The sequence below is a fragment of the Variovorax sp. SPNA7 genome (assembly GCF_033807855.1).
GTDB classification, from domain to species: domain Bacteria; phylum Pseudomonadota; class Gammaproteobacteria; order Burkholderiales; family Burkholderiaceae_C; genus Variovorax; species Variovorax beijingensis.
In genome coordinates, this window is sequence record NZ_CP138513.1 from 3,859,721 (window position 1) to 3,879,832 (window position 20,112).

Here is a 20,112-nt window from a genome sequence, read left to right on the forward strand (position 1 = left end):
CAAGATGACAGGTCGATACATCCAGACCTGTTCTGGCGCCAGCAGCCCGATGTACCTGGCGGCCTGACACGCTGATGCCAGGCTGAAAGGGCTCCCGCGGGCAACGGCGCGGCGGCGGCAGCCGGCTTCTAGAATGCTCGCGTGAGCGCCCTTCCCTCTTCCATTCCGTCCCTCGAACGCCGTCCGATCCGCGAACTTCCCGACGAGCTGATCAGCCAGATCGCCGCGGGCGAAGTGGTCGAACGCCCGGCCTCCGTGGTGCGCGAACTGCTCGACAACGCGCTGGATGCCGGCGCGCGCCAGGTCACGGTGCGGCTGGCTTCGGGCGGCGTGCGGCTGATCTCGGTCGAGGACGACGGCCAGGGCATTCCGCGCGAAGAACTCACGGTGGCGCTGCGCCGCCATGCCACCAGCAAGATCGCGAGCCTCAACGATCTCGAGACCGTGGGCACCATGGGCTTTCGCGGCGAAGCGCTCGCGGCCATCAACGCCATTGCGGAGCTCAGCATCCTTTCGCGCTTTGCCAGCGCCGACGGCGCCTTCGCGCTCGACGGCCGCACCGGCGAACTGCGGCCGGTGGCCCGTGCCGTCGGCACCACGGTCGAGGTGCGCGAGCTTTTCTTCGCGACCCCGGCGCGGCGCAAGTTCCTGAAGACCGACGCCACCGAACTCGCCCATTGCATCGAGGCCGTGCGCCGCCATGCGCTGGCGCGGCCCGAAGTCGGCTTTTCGGTGTGGCACGACGGCAAGCTGATGGAGCAGTGGCGCGCCGCCGACCGGCGCGAGCAGCGCCTGGCCGATGCGCTCAGCGACGACTTCGTGGCGCAGAGCGTCGCTGTCGAGCACTTGGGCGGCGCCGTGCGCGTGGCCGGCCGTGCGGGCATTCCCGATGCGGCGCGGTCGCGCGGCGACCAGCAGTTCTTCTACGTCAATGGCCGCTTCGTGCGCGACAAGGTGCTCTCGCATGCCGTGCGCAGCGCCTATGAAGACGTGCTGCACGGCCAGCGCCAGCCCGTGTATGCGCTGTACCTCGAAATCGATCCGTCGCGCGTCGACGTGAACGTGCATCCGACCAAGATCGAGGTGCGCTTTCGCGATGGCCGCGAGGTGCACCAGGCGGTGCGCCACGCGATCGAGAACGCGCTTGCCGCACCGCGCGCAGGCGATGCCGTCACGCCAGCAACGCCGCAGCAACCCTTCTTCAAGCCCCATGTGCCCGCTTCGGGCGCCACCTGGGCCCAGCCGGGCATCGATTTCGTGGCCGCGGAGCGCGGCGCCGGCGATTTCGAGGCCCTGTGGCCCCAGCGGACCGGCGGACCGGGCCATGCAGCCGAATCCGGCCCTTCCCTTTGGCCTGCGGCGGGCGCGGCGCCCGCAGCGTTCCGGGCCCCTGTCGGGCTGCCGGCCGAATCGCCGGGCGCAGGTGACTTGGCCACCAACGAGCAAGCCTGGCCCCTGGGCCGCGCGCTCGCGCAACTGCAGGGCATCTACATCCTGGCCGAGAACAGCCAGGGCCTGATCGTGGTCGACATGCATGCGGCGCACGAGCGCATCGTCTACGAGCGGCTCAAGACCCAGCTCGACGGCGCCGCCATCACGAGCCAGCCGCTGCTGATCCCGGCCACCTTCGCGGCCACGCCCCAGGAAGTGGCCACCGCCGAGGCCTGCGCCGCGGTGCTGCCCACGCTGGGGCTGGAGATCACGCCGTTTTCACCGCGCACCCTTGCGGTGCGCGCGGTGCCGGGCACCCTGGCCGACGGCGATCCGGTGGAGCTTGCGCGCAGCGTGCTGGCCGAACTGGCGCAGCACGACGCCAGCACCGTGGTGCAGCGGGCGCAGAACGAATTGCTCTCGACCATGGCCTGCCATGGTGCGGTCCGGGCCAACCGCAAGCTCACGATCGACGAAATGAACGCTTTATTACGTCAAATGGAAGCCACCGAGCGTTCGGACCAGTGCAACCATGGCCGGCCGACCTGGCGGCAGCTGTCGATTCGGGAGCTGGACGCGCTTTTTATGCGCGGCAGATAGCAAATCGGGGCATTTTGAGGGTTTTTCCGGGGTTTTGGAGAGTCATCCGCGAAGCGGGCACGGGCGTTGCATATGTAGAACAAAGTGCCACCTGAGGGCACTATGGGGGAGGTGCTGGAGCGCAGTGTCGGCGCGTTCCATGCTCGAGCATGAACTTTCCGCCGGCTTCGCTGTCCCTCTAGTCCATGAAACGCTGGTCCCTCCTTGCCTCCGTTCTTTCGCTGTGCGCCCTTCTGGCCGCCGGCTGCTCCACATTCGACGAACAGCAACGCGAGTGGATCTTCCAGCCCAGCGACCGCAGCTGGGGCAACACCGCGACCATGACCGAGGGCATGCAGGACGTCTGGATCGACTTCCAGTCGTCCATTACCGGCGAATCCGCGCGCCTTCACGGCCTCTGGCTCGGCGGCGAGCCCGAGACCACCGACCGGCCGGTCATGCTCTACCTGCACGGCGCCCGCTACAACGTGGCCGGCTCGGCGCCGCGCATCCAGCGCATGCACGAGCTGGGCTTCTCGGTGCTGGCCATCGACTACCGCGGTTTCGGCAAGAGCTCCAAGGGCCTGCCGTCGGAAGAATCGGCACGCGAGGACGCCCGCGCCGCCTGGACCTGGCTCGCGGCCCGCCATCCGAGGCAGCACCGCTACATCTTCGGCCACTCGCTCGGGGGCGCCATCGGCATCGACCTGGCCGCGCATGTCAACGACGAGAGCGGCACCATCGTCGAAAGCACCTTCACCTCCATTGCCGACGTGGTGAGCGGCTTCAAGTGGGGCTGGCTGCCGTTCGGCCCGCTCATCACGCAGCGCTTCGAAGCCATCAACCGCGTCAAGGACATCGGCGCGCCGCTGCTGGTGGTGCATGGCACCGCCGACAGCCTGATCAACCCCACGCTGGGCCGCAAGCTCTACAACGCGGCCACCGTGCCCAAGCTCTTCGTGCTGGTCGAGGGCGGCTCGCACCACAACACCAATTCGATCGGCGAGGCGCAGTACCGCTCGGCGCTCTCGCAGCTGTTCCGCATGAAGCCCGAGACCACGCTGGCTTCGCGGCAGGGCGAAGTCACGCCCGTGCTGCGCAGCACGCCATCGCTGCCTGCCTCGCCGGCGGCCGCGCAGGCGGATTCGCCCGCCCTGCCGCAGGAAGCGCGCGGCAAGGCCAGCGCCAGCGCTCAGGCGATCTGAGGCAAGGCCTAGCCGCTTCGTTTTTGTTGTTACCCTCGGGCGCTTATGCCGCCCTCCGCTGCCGCTTCCGGCCTTCCTGAAAACCTCAAGTACATCGCGCTCGCGGGGCCGACCGCCTCCGGCAAGACGGCGGCAGCGCTCGCACTGGCGCGGGTGCGCCCGGTCGAGATCGTCAGCGTCGATTCGGCGCTGGTCTACCGCGGCATGGACATCGGCACCGCCAAGCCCAGCCCTGCCGAACGGGCCGCCGTGCCGCACCACCTGATCGACATCCTCGACCCGCGCGAAAGCTACAGCGCGGCCGCCTTCGTGGCCGATGCGACACGGCTCATCGGCGAGATCCGTGCGCGCGGCGCCCTGCCGCTGCTGGTGGGCGGCACCATGCTGTATTTCAAAGCCCTGTTCGACGGCATCGACGCCATGCCCGCCGCCGATGCCGCGGTGCGCGCGCGCATCGACGCCGAAGCCGCCGCGCTCGGCTGGCCCGCGATGCACGCGCGCCTGGCCCAGGTCGATCCCGCGACGGCCGCGCGGCTCGCACCACAGGACAGCCAACGCATCCAGCGCGCGCTCGAAGTGTGGGAGAGCAGCGGCCAACCCTTGTCGCGCTTTCATGCCGGCGACAAGGACAAGGCAGTGAAAGGATTGGCCGGCGGCGCGCTGTTCTCGCTCGAACCCACCGACCGCGCCTGGCTGCATGCGCGCATTGCCGAGCGCTTCGACGCCATGCTGGCCGCCGGCTTCCTCGACGAGGTCAGGGCGCTGCGCGCACGCGGCGATCTCTCCACCGAGCTTCCCTCGATGCGCTGCGTGGGCTACCGGCAGGCCTGGGAAATGCTCGACGCATGCGGCAGCGCGGAGCCCGATGCCAAGGCCATGGACGAGCTGCGCGAACGCGGCATCGCGGCCACGCGCCAGCTCGCCAAGCGGCAGATCACCTGGCTGCGCAGCATGCCGGCGCGCACCGTCATCGCCTGCGACGCGCCCGACGCCGTGCAGACGGCCGTCCAACGCATGGCAGGCACCACCGCATGACGCTGCGCATTTCCGGGCTCGCCAAGCACTACGGCGATGTGCCTGTCTTCGAGAACGTGACGCTCGGCGTCGAGCCCGGCGAGTTCGTTGCCATCGTCGGCGAATCGGGCGTCGGCAAGTCGACGCTGCTCAACTGCATGGCCGGGCTCGACAGCTGGGACGCGGGCACGGTCACGCACGGCGGCATCGACATCGGCGCGCTCGACGGCGAAGCCTGCGCGCTCTGGCGCCGGCGCCACGTGGGCTTCGTGTTCCAGGCCTTCCACGTGCTGCCGCACCTGGACGTTGCGCAGAACGTCTCGCTGCCGCTGATGCTGCTGGGCGGCAAGCGCGACGAAAGCCGCGTCGCGCACATGCTCGATGCGGTGGGCCTGCCCGGCATGGGCGCGCGGCTGCCGCAGACGCTCTCGGGCGGCCAGCTGCAGCGCGTGGCGATCGCGCGCGCACTGGTGCACCGGCCCGCCCTGCTGCTGGCCGACGAGCCCACCGGCAACCTCGACCCGGGCACCGCTTCGAAGGTGATGGAATTGCTGATCGGCCAGACGCGCGAGCACGGCGCCTCGCTGGTGCTGGTGACGCATTCCGAGAGCGCGGCGGCCCGCGCGGACCGCCTGCTGCACCTCACGGCCGAGGGAATCCGCGCCTGAGGGGGCTACGCGAGCAGCGCCGCGTAGCGCGAAAGGTCGACGTTGCCGCCGCTGACCACGATGCCCACGCGCTGGCCCGCGATGGCCTTGCCCGCGGCAATCGCCCCCGCAAAGGCGAGGCAGCCGGTCGGCTCCACCACGATCTTCATGCGCTCGGCAAAGAAGCGCATCGCCTCGACGAGCTGCTCGTCGGTTACGGTGAAGATGTCGTCCACGTCGCGCCGGATGATGCCGAAGGTGTATTGCCCCAGGTGCTGCGTCTGCGCGCCGTCGGCAATGGTCTTGGGCGTTTCGATGTGCACGATCTTTCCGGCGCGCAATGACTGCTGGCCGTCGTTGCCCGCTTCGGGCTCCACGCCGTAGACCTTGCAACCGGGCGCCAGCGCGCGCGCCGACAGCGCCGAACCCGACAGCAGCCCGCCGCCGCCCAGGCACACGAACAGCTGGTCGAGCGGGCCGGTTTCCTCGATCAGTTCCTTCACCGCCGTGCCCTGTCCCGCGAGCACGTCGGGATGGTCGTAGGGCGGGATCATCGTCATGCCGCGTTCCTGCGCGAGCCGCTTCGTGAGCGCCTCGCGGTCTTCGCTGAAGCGGTCGTACGTCACCACTTCGGCACCGTAGCCGCGCGTGGCCGCAACCTTGGCGGCCGGCGCGTCCTTGGGCATGACGATCACGGCCGGCATCGACAAGAGCCGGGCCGACAGCGCAATGGCCTGCGCATGGTTGCCCGACGAGAACGCGATCACGCCGCCCTTGCGCTGCGCGGCGTCGAACTTCGACAGCGCATTGAATGCACCGCGGAACTTGAATGCGCCCATGCGCTGGAAGTTCTCGCACTTGAAGAAGAAGCTGGCGCCCCAGCGCTCGTCGGCCGTCTGCGATTGCAGCACGGGCGTGCGATGGGCATGGCCCTCGAGCCGCGCGGCCGCGGCGATGACGTCGTCGTAGGTAGGTAGTTGCATGGGCCGAGCTTAGCGGCGGGTTACGTTCTTTTGCAGCCCCCATGGGTAAAAACCCGGGATGCGCGGCAGCTCCGGATTCCGTACTCTGTATACAGAGTTCAAGGAAAACCATCCATGCCCGCCCAGCTCGTCAGCATCGAAGCCGCGCCCGACCTCGTCGACCAGGTCTACCGCGCCCTGCTCGGCGCCATCAGCAGCGGCGCGCTGGCGCCCGGCGAGCGGATCACGCAGGAAGACATCGCGCAGCGGCTCTCGGTGTCGCGCCAGCCCGTGCTGCAGGCGCTGCGCCTGCTCAAGAAGGACGGCTTCGTGCATGACGCGCCCGGCCGCGGCGTGTTGGTGGCGCCGCTCGACGCCGACTGGATGCGCAAGGTCTACCAGGTGCGCGGCGCGCTCGACGTGCTGGCCGCGCGGCTCGCGGCTGCGCAGCGCTTTCGCATCGATCCCAGGCTGCTGGAGCGCGGCCGCCGTGCGGCGCGCGGGCGCAATGTCGAAGCCATGATCGATGCCGACGTGGCCTTCCACCAGGCCATCTACGAAGCCTCGGGCAATCCGCTGATCGGCCAGAGCGCCGGCCAGCACTGGCGCCACCTGCGCCGGGCGATGGGCGCGGTGCTGCAGGCCGAGCCGCAGCGCGAGACGCTCTGGGACGAGCACGAGGCCATCGCCGCCGCCATTGCGGCCGGCCATGCGCAGCGCGCCGCGCAGCTGAGCGAGGAACACGTTGCCCGGGCCAGCGAGGCATTGAGCCGGCGGCTCGCACAGCAGCTCGCGCGCACCGCATCCGCACCCACCCCCACCCGCAAAGGAGACAAGGCATGAAGTTGACCCCCGAGCAACGCGCGCAGTTCGAGCGCGACGGCTACCTGTTCTTTCCCGGCCATTTCTCGCCCGAAGAAACGAGGGCGCTGACCGATGCGGTGCCCGACCTGTACAGCAAGCGCGAGGCTTTCAACGTGCGCGAGAAAGGCTCGGATGCGGTGCGTACGAACTTTGCCGCGCACCTGATCAGCGAGCCCTTCGCGCGGCTCGCACGCCATCCGCGCATGGTGGAGCCGGTGATGGACCTCTTCGGCGAAGAGGTCTACATGCACCAGTTCAAGATCAACGGAAAGATGGCCTTCGAAGGCGACGTATGGCAGTGGCACCAGGACTACGGCACCTGGCTCAACGACGACCTGATGCCCACCGAACGCGCGATGAACGTCGCGATCTTCCTGGACGAGGTGAACGAGCACAACGGTCCGCTGATGTTCATTCCGGGCAGCCACCGCAAGGGCGTGGTGGACGCGAAGCACGACCTCACGACCACCAGCTATCCGCTCTGGACGGTGGACAACGACCTGATCCGGCAGCTGGTGGACCGCGCCGGCGGCCAAGGCCACTACGACGCGGCGGGCCGCCACGTCGGGGGCGGCATCGTCTCGCCCAAGGGCCCCGCCGGCTCGATGATCCTGTTCCACAGCTGCCTCGTGCATGCCTCGGGCAGCAACCTCTCGCCGTTCAACCGCGTGGCGGTGTACCTGAGCCTGTGCGCCGTCAGCAACCACATCCGGCGCCACAAGCGGCCCGAGTACATCGCGCACAGAAACTTCGCGCCTATCGAGCTGCTGCCCGACGACTGCCTGCTGAAGCCCTACCCGGTCGAGGTGCCTTGGAAGAACGGCCTGCCCGAGAGTGCGCTGCAGACCTCGCTCGAAGTTCTCGACACCGCGGAGGCCTGACGCCATGAGCCTTTACACCCGCCTGAAGCAGCGCGCCGCCGAAAGCCGCCCCATCCGCATCGGCCTGATCGGCGCCGGCAAGTTCGGCTCGATGTACCTCGCGCAGATTCCGCGCACGCCCGGCGTGCAGCTGGTGGCGATTGCCGACCTCTCGCCCGCGGCGGCGCGCGCCAATCTCGAGCGCGTCGGCTGGAACCCGGAGCGCGCCGCGGCGGGCTCGGTGCAGCAGGCCCTGAAGACGGGCAGCACCTGGATCACCGACGACTGGCAGGCCGTGACGCGCGAGCCGTCGATCGACATCGTGGTCGAGTGCACCGGCAACCCGGTGGCGGCCGTCGAGCATTGCCTGGATGCGTTTGCGCACGGCAAGCACGTGGTCAACGTGACGGTCGAGGCCGATGCCTTCTGCGGCCCGCTGCTCGCGCGCCGCGCGCAGCAGGCCGGCGTGGTCTATTCGCTGGCCTTCGGCGACCAGCCCGCGCTGATCTGCGACCTGGTCGACTGGGCGCGCACCTGCGGCTTTCCGGTGGTGGCGGCCGGACGCGGCCACAAGTGGCTGCCGCACTTCACCGAATCGACGCCCGAAACCGTCTGGGGCAACTACGGCCTCACGCCCGAACAGGCGCTGCGCGGCGGGCTCAATCCGAAGATGTTCAACAGCTTTCTCGACGGCTCCAAGCCGTCCATCGAAAGCTCGGCGGTGGCCAACGCCACCGGCCTCACGGTGCCTTCGAACGGCCTGCTCTACCCGCCCGCAAGCGTGGAGGACATTCCCTTCGTGACGCGTCCGCAGAGCGAAGGCGGCGTGCTCGAGCGCAAGGGCATGGTCGAGGTCATTTCCTCGCTCGAGGCCAATGGGCGAAAGATCCCCTACGACATCCGCATGGGCGTGTGGGTCACGGTCGAGGCCGAGACCGACTACATCAAGAACTGCTTCGAGGAATACAACGCCCACACCGACCCGAGCGGACGCTACTTCACGCTCTACAAGCGCTGGCACCTGATCGGCCTGGAGGTCGGCATGTCGGTGGCCAGCGTCGCATTGCGCGGCGAGCCCACCGGCGTGGCCACCTGCTGGAATGCCGACGTGGTGGCCACGGCCAAGCGCGATCTCGCGCCCGGCGAAATGCTCGACGGCGAAGGCGGCTACACCGTCTGGGGCAAGCTGCTGCCGGCCGAGCGCTCGCTCGGGCTGGGCGGCCTGCCGCTCGGGCTCGCGCACAACCTCAAGCTGGTGCGCCCGGTGAAGAAGGGCCAGAGCCTCTGCTGGGCCGACGTGGCCATGGACACCTCGACCCCCGCGTACAGGCTGCGAAGCGAGATGGAGGCCATGTTCGCGCCCGCCGCCCAGGCCAAGGCGGCCTGAAGCCTAAGTAGCGCAACCGTTGCGCCAAACGTCAATAGCGTAAAAAATCATCTGCTCGACACGGACGCCGTGTCGAAATGACCGGCAGCGGGCCGTCATTGTGGTGAGCGATCCTGCTCAGCATCTTTTCCACGACGGAGAGACACCATGCAGTACATGTTGATGTTCTATCAGCCCGCGGCCGAATTCGAACAACGGGACGACGCTTCCTCGCAGGCCTACCGGGCCAACTGGATCGCGTATGCCGATGCGGTGCGCCAGTCGGGCATTTCGCTCGGCGGCCACGGGCTCTTCCCGCCGATGACCGGCACCACGCTGCGCGTGCGCGGCGACAAGCGCCAGGTGCAGGACGGCCCCTTCGCCGACACCAAGGAGCAGCTCGGCGGCTACTTCGTGGTGGACGTGCCCGACCTCGATGCCGCGCTCGAATGGGCGGCCCGTGCGCCCTGCGCGGCCAGCGGGGGCGTGGAAGTGCGACCGGTCTTCACGGCCACAGCCATCGCTGCGGCAACACCGTGAACGACCCGGCGGCTCACCAGGCCGCCGAACGCGCGGCGCGCGAGTCGTACGGCCGCCTGCTGGCCATCCTGAGCGCGCGCACGCACGACATCGCCGCCTCGGAAGATGCGCTGGCCGAGGCCTTCGCGCGCGCGCTGGAGCGCTGGCCGGCCGACGGCATCCCCGCGCAGCCCGACGCCTGGCTGCTGAGCGTGGCCAGGCACCGCAAGCTCGACGCCTGGCGCCACAGCCGCGTGCAGGACGACGCGACACAGACCCTGCTGCTGCTGGCCGGCGAGGTCGACAATGCCGCCGGCACCGAAGGCGCGGCCGTGCCCGACGAGCGGCTGCGGCTGATGTTCGTCTGCGCGCATCCGGCCATCGACGCGGCGGCCCGCGCGCCGCTGATGCTGCAGGCCGTGCTCGGGCTCGACGCGGCCCGCATGGCCAGCGCCTTTCTCACCGCGCCTTCCACGCTGGGCCAGCGGCTGGTGCGGGCCAAGGCGCGCATCCGCGCCGCGCGCATTCCTTTCGAATATCCGCAGGCGCGCGAACTTCCGCAGCGGCTGCAGGACGTGCTCGATGGCATCTACGCCGCCTACGGCACCGGCTGGGACGACGTCGACGGCGCCGACGCCCTGCCGCGCGGCCTCACCGCCGAGGCCATCGACCTCGGCCGCATCCTGTGCAGCCTGATGCCCGCCGAGCCCGAGCCGTTGGGCCTGCTCGCGCTGATGCTTTTTTGCGAAAGCCGCGCTGCAGCGCGGCGCAGCGAGACCGGCGCCTACGTGCCGCTCGACCAGCAGGATCCGCTGCGCTGGAACCCCGACCTGCTCGCGGAGGCCGAACGCTGCCTGCGCCGGGCTTCAGAGATGAAACTCCTCGGCCCCTACCAGCTGGAGGCGGCCATCCAGTCGGCCCATTGCGAGCGCCGCGTCGGCGCGCCCGTGCCGCCCGAAGTGCTGGTGTCGCTCTACGAAGGACTGCTGGCGCTGCGGCCCAGCATCGGTGCCCAGGTCAGCCTGGCCTGCGCGCTCGCCAATGCGCGCGGCCCTGACATCGGCCTGCGCGCGCTGGAGGCCATGCCGGCAGCCGAGGTGCAAAGCTACCAGCCGTTCTGGGCCGCCCGCGCGCACCTGCTTGCGGCCGGTGGCGCGCGCGCGGCGGCGCGCCAGGCCTATGACCGCGCGATCGGCCTCAGCAGCAACGCCGCCGTGCGCGCCTACCTCAACGCAATGTCGGAACGGCTTTGAGCTTTCATCGCCCGAAGACAGGTCAATCCTGCGGAACCGCGACGGCCTCGCCCACCCTGCGCGCATCGAGCCGGCTGCCGCCCTGTGCCAGCGTCACGCCGACCACCGCGTTGCCTTCGCCGCGCCGGAAGGTGACCTCGGCGCCGATGGCCGTGACCGCGAAACGGTCGCTGCCGATGGGCGTGAGCGCGTTGTAGCCCCGGCCCGTCTCGCGCACCAGCAGGCGGCCGCTGCGCACGGCAAAGCCCAGCGTCTTGGCCTTGTTGATGCGAAACTCGCCTTCGTAATCCGCAAGGCGCTGCGGATCGACCGGCACCTCCACGGTCGGCACCGGGTAGCGGCTCTTGCCGATGGCCAGCATCACGGACTGCAGCGGCGCGCGCGCATTGCTGCCGAGCACGATCAGCGCCTCTGCGGTGTCGGGCGCAAGCAGCCACAGCGTGCGGTAGCCCTCGGTCACGCCCGCGTGGTAGTAGGTGCGCCGGCCGCCTTCAGGGCCGCGCACCATCACCGCATAGCCGATCTCGGCGCCTTCGTAGCGTGCGAGCGGCGTGAGCATGCGCTCGGCCGCGGGGCCCAGCGGACCGCTGGCGCCCGCCAGGATCGCGCGGCTCAGCGTGAGCATGTCGGCCGCCGTGGAGCGCAGCGCGCTGGCCGGCGCATAGGCCGCCATGTCGAGCAGCCGCTGGCGCCGATCGCCGGCAAAGGCCGGGGCCATGCGCGAGGCCTTGTCGCCGAGCTGGATCACCGTGTCGTTCATGCCCAACGGCTCGGTGATGCGCGCGCGCACCAACTCGCCCCAGGTGGTGCCGTGGTGCTCGGCCAGGATCTGCCCCAGCAGCGCCATCCCGAAATTGCTGTACGCCGCCTCGCAGGGCGGCGCCGGCCCCGTGAGCCTGAGGCGCGACAGCGCATCCCAGAACGCCGCCTTGTCGAAGGCACGGAACTGCGCGGCCAGCGCGGGCCCGCCGGCCACGCCGTCGGCCATCACGGGCATGCAGCCGGTGTGGGTCACCAGTTGGCGCAGCGTCACGGAAGCGACCGCGGGAGAGAGCGGCGATGCGAGCTTGCCAGCGAGCAGTTGGCCCACGGTGTTGTCGAGCTTCAGCTCCCCGCGCTCCACCGACTGCGCCAGCAGCAGGCCCGTGAACACCTTCGTCACGGAGCCGATCTCGAACATCGGCTGCTCGGCGCTGTTCGGCTCGATGGCGCGTGGCGCCGCAGACGGCTCGGGGTTGTGCGCCACGCCATAGGTGGCCTTGCCGCCGCGCAGCACACCGACCACGAGCGTTCCCCTTTCGGCGCCGAGCGCCATCTTCGCGATGGCGGCAGGATCGCTGGCCAGGGTGATGGGCAGCGGCTGTGCCCATGCGGCGGCGCCCGGCAGCAGGGCAGCAAGCCAGGCCGCCATCCATCGGCGGACCAAGGCGGAGCAAGAAAGCCGCATCGTGGAATTCCCAGGCATCGAAGAGGCGCCATGGTGCCACGGCCGCGAAACTTGGCGCGCGGCGGCCACAATCGCGGCATGCGTGCCTTGCTCACCACCTTCTCCTGGCGGGAACTGCGCCACCATCCCTGGCGCAACGCCGCGGCCGTGCTGGCCGTGATGCTGGGCGTGGCGCTGGCGTTCTCGGTGCAGCTGATCAATGCCTCGGCACTCGACGAATTCTCGAGCGCCGTGCGCTCGGTCAACGGCCAGCCCGATCTCGAAGTGCGCGCCGTGCAGGGCAGCTTCGATGAAGCGGTGTTCGCGCGGCTCGCGCAGCATCCGCAGGTGGCGCTGGCGAGCCCGGTGCTCGAATTCCAGGGACTCGCGCTGTCCGGCGAACGCCAGCTGCCGATGCGCGTGATCGGCATCGATGCGCTGGCGCTGCCCACCATCGCGCCGGCGCTGATGCCGCAGCCCGGCAGGAACGCCGCGCGCTTCGCGATGCTCGCGCCGGGCCATGTGTTTCTCAATGCCGCGGCGCGCAGCGCGCTCGGGCTCCCGGCCGAAGCGGAGGAAGGCCGCGTGGAGACGGTGCAACTGCGCACGGGCGGCGGCGCCTGGCAGCGGCTCGAGGTTGCAGGCCACGTCGCCGCGGGCGGCGCAGCGCTGGCGGTGCTGGACATCGCGGCCGCGCAGGACCTGTTCGACAAGATTGGCCAGCTCAGCCGCGTCGACCTGAGGCTGGCTCCCGGCACCGACCGGGCGGCCTTCACCGCGTCGTTGCAGCGCTCACCGGGCTGGCCCGCGGGCCTGCAGTTTGCCGAGCCGGGCGATGCGGCCGAGCGCGTGAGCAATCTCTCGCGCGCCTACCGCGTCAACCTGACGGTGCTCGCGCTGGTGGCGCTTTTCACCGGGGCCTTCCTGGTGTTCTCGGTGCTCGCGCTCAGCGTGGCCAAGCGCGCGCAGCAGTTCGCGCTGCTCGGCGTGCTGGGCCTGACGCCGCGCGAGCGATTGCGCCTGGTGCTGGTCGAATCGCTGGTGCTGGGTCTGATCGGAAGCGTCGCCGGCCTTGCGCTGGGCACGGCGCTCGCGGCCTTCGCATTGCGCGTGCTCGGCGGCGACCTGGGCGGCGGCTACTTCGAGGGCGTGGCGCCCACACTGCACTGGAGCAGCGCCTCGGCGCTGCTGTATGGCGGGCTCGGCGTGCTTGCGGCGCTGGTGGGCGGCTGGTGGCCCGCCCGCGCGGCGCAGGCGCTGCCCGAAGCGCAAACTCTCAAGGGCCTGGGCGCCGCGCCCGTGCAGAGCCATGGCCACTGGTTCGCGCTCGGGCTCATTGCCGCCAGCGCGGCGCTGGCCAACATGCCGGCGGTCGGCGGCATTCCGATTGCGGCGTATCTCTCGGTGGGCTGCCTGCTGGTGGGCGGCATCACCGCGCTGCCCTGGCTGATTGCGCTGCTGTACGACCGCATCGCGCCTGCGTTCGCGCAGCGCGTGCTGCCGATGCTGGCCATCGAGCGCGCGCGGCGCATGCGCGGCACCGCGGCCGTGGCGGTGAGCGGCGTGGTCGCAAGCCTGAGCCTTGCGGTGGCACTCACGGTGATGGTGGCGAGCTTTCGCGACTCGGTCACGCATTGGCTCGACGTGGTGCTGCCGGCCGATCTCTATGTTCGCGCCACCTCGAGCGGCCGCTCCGGCAATTCGGGCACCCAGAGCAGCAGCGACACCGCCACCTTTGCGCCGGCCTTCGTGCAGGCGCTGGCACGGCTGCCTGGCGTGGAACGCATCGGCACGCTGCGAACCCGCTCGCTGCAGCTCGACCCCGCGCAACCCGCGGTCACGCTGATCGCACGAAGCCTCGAGGGCGGCGCATCACAGGCGCTGCCGCTGGTGGGGCCCGCGCTGCCGGTACCCGCCGGCCAGGTCGGCATCTACGTGAGCGAGCCGATGGTCGAGTTGTATGGCGCGAAGCCGGGTTCGCTTTTTGCGCCGCTGTCGCCGGCATTGACGACCGCAGACTCCGCTCCGGCCGCGTTCTTCGTCGCGGGCGTGTGGCGCGACTATGCGCGGCAGTTCGGCGCCATCACCATGGACGCGCGCGACTTCGAGCGCCTGACGGGCGAACGCAACGTGAGCGATGTGTCGCTGTGGCTCGCGTCCGGCGCGTCCGAGGGCGCAGTGCAGGCCGCGGTGCGCGAGCTGGCGGCACGCGGCGGTGGCTCCGATTCGACTGCTACGAACGTCGAGATCTCGTCGGTCGGGCAGATCCGCGCCACCTCGCTGCGCATCTTCGACCGCAGCTTTGCCGTGACCTACTGGCTGCAGGCCGTGGCCATTGCCATCGGCCTGTTCGGCATTGCCGCGAGCTTCAGCGCGCAGGTGCTGGCCAGGCGCAAGGAGTTCGGACTGCTCGCGCACCTGGGCTTCACGCGGCGGCAGGTGCTGGCGGTGGTGGCCGGCGAAGGCGCCGCATGGACCGCGATCGGCGCCGTGGCGGGGCTCCTGCTCGGGCTCGCGGTGTCGGTGGTGCTGGTGAAGGTGGTCAATCCGCAGAGCTTTCACTGGACGATGGATCTGCTGGTGCCCTGGGGGCGGCTGCTGGTGCTCTGCGCGGCCGTGGTTGCCGCGGGGACGGTGACTGCGTGGCTGGCGGGGCGGGCTGCTGCGGGGAGGGATGTGGTTCTGGCTGTGAAGGAGGATTGGTAGGTTTTTGGGTTCGGGGGCCGGGTCTCGCCCCGGCGGGCGACTCACTTTCTTTTGCTTCGCCAAAAGAAAGTAAGCAAAGAAAAGGCGACCCTGCTGTCTGCGTCCCTCCGCTTCGCTGCGGGCAACCTGCGGTGCTCGATTACGGCGGGGGTCCGCAGAACTCGCTGCACTGCGTTCCGCTCAGACAGCTGCGGCCCTGATCCCGCCTCCATCTGCGCTCCTCGGCGCATACAGAAGGGGTGGGAGCGGGCACCTTCGCTTCGCTCGGCCCCAAGACCAAACCCAACAGCCAATCCCAACCACCGCGGCGCTGCGCGCCGCGGTGGCTTGGTGGCCGAGCGAAGCAAAGGCCCGTGTGGTTTGCCCTCCCCTCTGTATGCGCCGAGGAGCGCAGGGTTTCGCGGATCAGGGCTCGCCCTTGTTTGAGCGAAGCGAGTTTGGGCGAGACCCCGCGAAACGCGAGCACCGCAGGTTGCCCCGTAGCGAAGCGAAGGGATCGCAGACAGTGGGGTCGCCTTTTCTTTGGCTACTTTCTTTTGGCGAAGCAAAAGAAAGTAGCTCGCCCGCCGGGGCGAGACCCGGCCCCGGAAAACAAACAAGCCCAACAGAGACCATCCACACCCACGACTTGTAGACTGCCACAGATATGCAGCAAACCCCCTCCTCTTCCTCCTGCGGCGGCTGGCTCGGCGGCGCGATCCGCCGCATCGAGGCCGACTACCAGCGCAGCGCCGACACGCACCTGATCCCGCTGCCGCTGCCCGCGCTCGCCGCGGCCGGCATCGACCTGTACCTGAAGGACGAATCGACCCATCCCACCGGCAGCCTCAAGCACCGGCTCGCGCGCTCGCTCTTCCTCTATGCGCTGTGCAACGGTTGGGTGCGCGAGGGCACCACCATCGTCGAGGCCTCGAGCGGCTCGACGGCGGTCAGCGAAGCCTATTTCGCGCGGCTTCTGGGGCTGCCCTTCATCGCCGTGATGCCGCGCAGCACCTCGCCCGAGAAAGTGGCGCAGATCGCCTTCTATGGCGCGCGCTGCCACTTCGTCGACCATGCGGCGCAGGTCTACGAGGAAGCGCACGCGCTCGCCGAGCAGACCGGCGGCCACTACATGGACCAGTTCACGTACGCCGAGCGCGCCACCGACTGGCGCGGCAACAACAACATCGCCGAAAGCATGTTCCAGCAGATGGCGCGCGAGCGGCATCCGGTGCCGGCGTGGATCGTGGTGGGCGCGGGCACCGGCGGCACCAGCGCCACCATCGGGCGCTATGTGCGCTTTCGCTGCCACGACACGCAGGTCTGCGTGCCCGATCCCGAAGGCTCGGTGTTCTCGGCCTACCACCGCAGCGGCGACGCCACGCTGACGGCGGCGGGCTCGCGCATCGAAGGCATCGGTCGGCCGCGCGTGGAGCCGAGCTTCATCCGCACGCTGGTCGACCGGATGATCGAGGTGCCCAATCTCGATTCGGTGGCGGCCATGCACGCGCTCTCGGCGCTGCTCGGCCGCAAGGTGGGCCCGTCGACCGGCACCAACTTCGTCGGCATGCTGGCCATTGCCGGCGAAATGCGCGCGGCCGGCCGGCAGGGCTCCATTCTTTCGCTGCTGTGCGATGCGGGCGAGCGCTATCTGCCGAGCTATCACGATGCGGCCTGGGTGCAGAACGCATTCGGCGACATCGGGCCGGCACAGCAGCGCATCGACGCACTGGTTGCGGGGTGATGCCGCCGGCCGCGTTCTTTCACAAGCTCTCGCGCCGCAGCCTGCTGCTTGCGGCGCTGGCCGCCGCGCCCGCAGGCTGGGCACTGCCCGCGCGCACGCTGCAGTTCCCGCGCGACTTCGGCAGCCACCCTGACCTGCAGACCGAGTGGTGGTACATCACGGGCCACGCGAAGACTCCGGCGGGACGCGAGTTCGGCTTCCAGGTGACCTTCTTCCGCTCGCGCGTCGATGCGGCAGAGGGCCTGCGCTCGGCCTTCGCGGCCAGGAACCTCGTGTTCGCGCATGCGGCCGTCACCGACCTCGAAGGCCGCGTGCTGCTGCACGACCAGCGCATTGCGCGCGCGGGCTTCGGCGTTGCATCGGCCAGCGAAGCCGACACCGACGTGCGCCTGCGCGACTGGTCGCTGGTGCGCAGGGAGAACGGCAGCTATTCGGCGCGCATCCCGGCCGGCGAGTTCTCGCTCGACCTGCGCTTCACGCCCACGCAGCCGGTGCTGCTGCAGGGCAAGGCCGGGCTCTCGCGCAAGGGACCGGAGGAAACACAGGCGAGCTACTACTACAGCGAGCCCCAGCTGCGCACGCAGGGCCGGCTCACGCTCAAGGGCCAGGCCTTCGATGTCGACGGCATCGCCTGGCTCGACCACGAATGGAGCGAAGCGCTGATGCACCCCGAGGCCGTGGGCTGGGACTGGATCGGCATGAACCTGGACGACGGCAGCGCCCTCACCGCCTTTCGCCTGCGGCGCCGCGACGGCAGTGCGCTGTGGGCCGGCGGATCGTTTCGCACGCGCGATGGTGCGCTGCGCGTTTTCAACAACGACGAGGTGCGCTTCGAAAGCGCGAATACGTGGACCAGCCCGCGCACGCAGGCGAAGTACCCGACCCGGTGGCGCGTGCAGACGCCGTCGGGCAGCTTCGAGGTGCGCGCGCTGCTCGACGACCAGGAGCTCGACAGCCGCGGCTCCACCGGCGGGGTCTACTGGGAAGGCCTGAGCGACCTCGTCGATGCACAAGGCCGCCGCGTCGGCCGGGGCTACCTGGAGATGACCGGCTACGCCGCACCACTGCGGCTCTGAGGCCGCGCAGCAGCCCTGTGCGTCTGTCATCACGCCGTCATGCCGGGCCCCTGAACTCGGCATTCGACACTTGCACGATGGACGTGCGCCAACAAGGCTTGAATGAACAGACGACCCCGGCTCATCGCGCTGCTGATGGTGCTGCTGGCCGCCGCCGGCGCCGCGTGGGTGTTCGCAGCCGCGCGGCCGGCCCCGCCGGCAACGAACGCAGCGCTTGAAATCCGCTGGCACGGCAACGGGATCATCCTGCAGGGCGCGGTCAGGGATGCGGCCACGCAGCGCGCGCTGGTGGACGGCGCGACCGCGCGGCTCGGCGGCGAAGCCGACCAGGTGGTGGACTGGCTCGACATCGTGCCCGCGGCGCTGCCCATCGCGGACGCCGCGTCGCTTGCCAGCCTGATCCGCATCGGGCAGGAGGGCTGGCACCTGCAGCGGCGAGCCACCGAGGGATGGCTGGCGGTGCAGTCGCCCGGCGACGCGCAGAGCGCCCAGGCCAGCGAATTGCTGCGGCGCGCCTTCGGCCCCGGCGTGGCCATCCGCGTGGTTCCCCTGCCCTGATCACTCTTCCTGCGGGGCGGTCATGGCGACGTCATCTGCCATGTCCAGCATGCGCTGCTGCATTCCATCAAAGAGGAGAGGCTCATGCACGCATCGTTGAAACATCTCGCCCTGGCGGGGGTGGTCCTGGCCACCTTGTCCGCCTGCGGCGGAAGCAGCAGCAATTCGAACGGGTTCATTCCGTTCCTCCCGCCCGCCCCTGCTCCCGCGCCGCCGGCACCGCCCCCGCCCGCCGCGCCCGGCAGCATGGACGTGAAGCTCATTGCCTTCAACGACCTGCACGGCAACCTCGAGCCGCCCCGACTTTCCATCACCGCGCCGGCGAGCGGCGGCGGCACGATACCGGTGCCCGCCGGCGGCGCCGCGTATCTCGCCTCGGCCATCGCGTCGCTCAAGGCGAAGAACGAGAACAACGCCGTGGTCTCCGCCGGCGACATGATCGGCGCCTCGCCGCTGGTGTCGGCCCTGTTCCTCGACGAGCCGACCATCGAAGCCGTGAACGCGATGAAGATCGACTTCAACGCGGTCGGCAACCACGAGTTCGACAAGGGCCAGACCGAGCTCCTGCGCATGAAGAACGGCGGCTGCGCCAAGAACACGCCGCTGGAGCCCTGCCGCGTGAACAAGGCCTTCCCGGGCGCCAACTTCGGCTTCCTGGCGGCCAACACCGTGAAGAGCGACGGCACCACGCTGTTCCCCGCCACGGGCATCAAGACCTTCACCAAGGACGGCGCCACGGTGAAGGTGGCGTTCATCGGCATGACGCTCAAGGGCACGCCCAGCATCGTGACGCCGGCCGGCGTTGCGGGGCTGAGCTTCAAGGATGAAGCCGATACGGCCAACGCGCTGATCCCGCAGCTGAAGGCCCAGGGCGCCGACGCCATCGTGGTGGTGGTCCACGAAGGCGGCACCACCACCGTGGGCTACAACGAAAAGAGCTGCGCCGGCCTGAACGGCGACATCCTGCCGATCCTCAACAAGCTCGACGCCTCCGTCGACGTGGTGATCTCGGGCCACACGCACCGCTCCTACATCTGCGACTACGGCAAGACCAACCCGGCCAAGCCCTTCCTGCTGACCAGCGCCGGACAGTACGGCACCCTGCTGACCGACATCAACCTGACGATCGACACGCGCACCCGCAAGGTCACGGCCAAGTCGGCCGACAACGTGATCGTCCAGGGCGAGGCCTACACCAGCGGCGCGACCACGGTGGCGGTGACCGACCAGTACCCCGTGTTCGGCAAGAACCAGGAAGTGGCCGCGCTCGTCAGCCAGTACCTTTCCGTCGCGGCGCCGCTGGTGCAGCGGGTGGTGGGCACGCTCTCCGCCCCGGCCATGCGCACGCAGACGGCATCGCGCGAAAGCGTGCTCGGCAACCTGATCGCCGATGCGCAGCTCGCCGCGACCAGCGCCAGCGACAAGGGCGGCGCCCAGATCGCCTTCATGAACCCGGGCGGCGTGCGCGCCGACCTGGTGCCGGCCGGCGACGGCAGCGTGACCTATGGCCAGATCTTCAGCGTGCAGCCCTTCGGCAACAGCCTGGTGGTGAAGACGATGACCGGCGCGCAGATCAAGGCCTTGCTCGAGCAGCAGTTCAACAGCGGCAGCAACACGGTCGCCTCGCCGAGGGTGCTGCTGCCTTCGCGCAGCCTGAGCTACAGCTACAGCCTCTCGGCGCCCGCGGGCTCGCGCATCAGCAACATGGCGCTCAACGGAACCGCGATGACCGACGGTGCGAGCTACCGCGTGACGATGAACAGCTTCCTGGCCACCGGCGGCGACAACTTCACGGTCTTCAACCAGGGCACCGACACGCTCGGCGGCGACCAGGACGTGGACGCCCTCGAGGCCTACATCAAGGCGAACAGCCCGCTCGCGCCGCCCGCGGCCAACCGCATTACCGCGCTGCCCTGAGCGGGT

The 20,112-nt window shown here is 69.7% G+C and carries 16 protein-coding genes; 14 read left to right on the plus strand and 2 right to left on the minus strand.

The annotated features are described in order from the left end of the window. The first annotated feature begins 141 nt into the window (after positions 1–141). The 4 genes from mutL to RZE77_RS18130 all read left to right on the plus strand — a co-directional run bounded on the left by mutL (position 142) and on the right by RZE77_RS18130 (position 4,897). Complete coding sequence (gene mutL / locus RZE77_RS18115; protein WP_319438639.1) at positions 142–2,031, plus strand: DNA mismatch repair endonuclease MutL; 1,890 nt, start codon at positions 142–144, stop codon at positions 2,029–2,031. Between the two features lie 185 nt (positions 2,032–2,216). Next, the gene (locus RZE77_RS18120) at positions 2,217–3,215 is read left to right on the plus strand and encodes an alpha/beta hydrolase (protein WP_319438640.1); all 999 of its coding nucleotides are present in this window, start codon (positions 2,217–2,219) and stop codon (positions 3,213–3,215) included. A 45-nt stretch (positions 3,216–3,260) separates the two neighbouring features. After that, positions 3,261–4,250, plus strand: a complete 990-nt coding sequence (gene miaA / locus RZE77_RS18125) for a tRNA (adenosine(37)-N6)-dimethylallyltransferase MiaA (RefSeq protein ID WP_319438641.1) — start codon at positions 3,261–3,263, stop codon at positions 4,248–4,250. Continuing rightward, positions 4,247–4,897 (plus strand): ABC transporter ATP-binding protein, encoded by a 651-nt coding sequence (locus RZE77_RS18130; RefSeq protein ID WP_319438642.1) that lies wholly within the window; start codon positions 4,247–4,249, stop codon positions 4,895–4,897. Before miaA ends, RZE77_RS18130 begins: the two co-directional genes overlap by 4 nt. Before the next feature lie 5 nt (positions 4,898–4,902). Here the strand turns inward: RZE77_RS18130 and RZE77_RS18135 are convergent, their stop codons facing one another. Beyond that, positions 4,903–5,859, minus strand: coding sequence for a threo-3-hydroxy-L-aspartate ammonia-lyase (locus RZE77_RS18135; RefSeq protein WP_319438643.1), 957 nt, complete (start codon positions 5,857–5,859; stop codon positions 4,903–4,905). Positions 5,860–5,973: 114 nt separating this feature from the next. Between RZE77_RS18135 and RZE77_RS18140 the strand changes: the two genes are divergently transcribed. The 5 genes from RZE77_RS18140 to RZE77_RS18160 all read left to right on the plus strand — a co-directional run bounded on the left by RZE77_RS18140 (position 5,974) and on the right by RZE77_RS18160 (position 10,700). Further along, a complete protein-coding gene (locus RZE77_RS18140; RefSeq protein WP_319438644.1) occupies positions 5,974–6,681 on the plus strand; it encodes a GntR family transcriptional regulator in 708 nt (235 codons plus the stop codon). Next, complete coding sequence (locus RZE77_RS18145) at positions 6,678–7,583, plus strand: phytanoyl-CoA dioxygenase family protein (RefSeq protein WP_319438645.1); 906 nt, start codon at positions 6,678–6,680, stop codon at positions 7,581–7,583. Before RZE77_RS18140 ends, RZE77_RS18145 begins: the two co-directional genes overlap by 4 nt. A 4-nt stretch (positions 7,584–7,587) precedes the next feature. Further along, a complete protein-coding gene (locus tag RZE77_RS18150) occupies positions 7,588–8,949 on the plus strand; it encodes an NAD(P)H-dependent oxidoreductase (protein WP_319438646.1) in 1,362 nt (453 codons plus the stop codon). 147 nt (positions 8,950–9,096) lie between these two features. Then, complete coding sequence (locus RZE77_RS18155) at positions 9,097–9,468, plus strand: YciI family protein (RefSeq protein WP_319438647.1); 372 nt, start codon at positions 9,097–9,099, stop codon at positions 9,466–9,468. Further along, complete coding sequence (locus RZE77_RS18160; protein ID WP_319438648.1) at positions 9,465–10,700, plus strand: RNA polymerase sigma factor; 1,236 nt, start codon at positions 9,465–9,467, stop codon at positions 10,698–10,700. Before RZE77_RS18155 ends, RZE77_RS18160 begins: the two co-directional genes overlap by 4 nt. A gap of 22 nt (positions 10,701–10,722) precedes the next feature. On the opposite strand, the gene RZE77_RS18165 is transcribed toward RZE77_RS18160, so the two are convergent. Further along, entirely contained in the window at positions 10,723–12,147 is a 1,425-nt protein-coding gene (locus tag RZE77_RS18165) for a serine hydrolase domain-containing protein (protein ID WP_319438649.1), read from the minus strand. A gap of 78 nt (positions 12,148–12,225) precedes the next feature. Between RZE77_RS18165 and RZE77_RS18170 the strand changes: the two genes are divergently transcribed. The 5 genes from RZE77_RS18170 to RZE77_RS18190 all read left to right on the plus strand — a co-directional run bounded on the left by RZE77_RS18170 (position 12,226) and on the right by RZE77_RS18190 (position 20,106). Continuing rightward, positions 12,226–14,832 (plus strand): FtsX-like permease family protein, encoded by a 2,607-nt coding sequence (locus RZE77_RS18170; protein WP_319438650.1) that lies wholly within the window; start codon positions 12,226–12,228, stop codon positions 14,830–14,832. Between the two features lie 646 nt (positions 14,833–15,478). Then, positions 15,479–16,555: a PLP-dependent cysteine synthase family protein gene (locus RZE77_RS18175; protein ID WP_319438651.1), complete on the plus strand. Its 1,077-nt coding sequence runs from the start codon at positions 15,479–15,481 to the stop codon at positions 16,553–16,555. Continuing rightward, a complete protein-coding gene (locus RZE77_RS18180) occupies positions 16,555–17,631 on the plus strand; it encodes a lipocalin-like domain-containing protein (protein WP_319438652.1) in 1,077 nt (358 codons plus the stop codon). Before RZE77_RS18175 ends, RZE77_RS18180 begins: the two co-directional genes overlap by 1 nt. Before the next feature lie 102 nt (positions 17,632–17,733). Continuing rightward, entirely contained in the window at positions 17,734–18,189 is a 456-nt protein-coding gene (locus RZE77_RS18185) for a hypothetical protein (RefSeq protein WP_319438653.1), read from the plus strand. A gap of 84 nt (positions 18,190–18,273) precedes the next feature. Continuing rightward, positions 18,274–20,106, plus strand: a complete 1,833-nt coding sequence (locus RZE77_RS18190) for a bifunctional metallophosphatase/5'-nucleotidase (RefSeq protein ID WP_319438654.1) — start codon at positions 18,274–18,276, stop codon at positions 20,104–20,106. Positions 20,107–20,112: the final 6 nt, after the last annotated feature.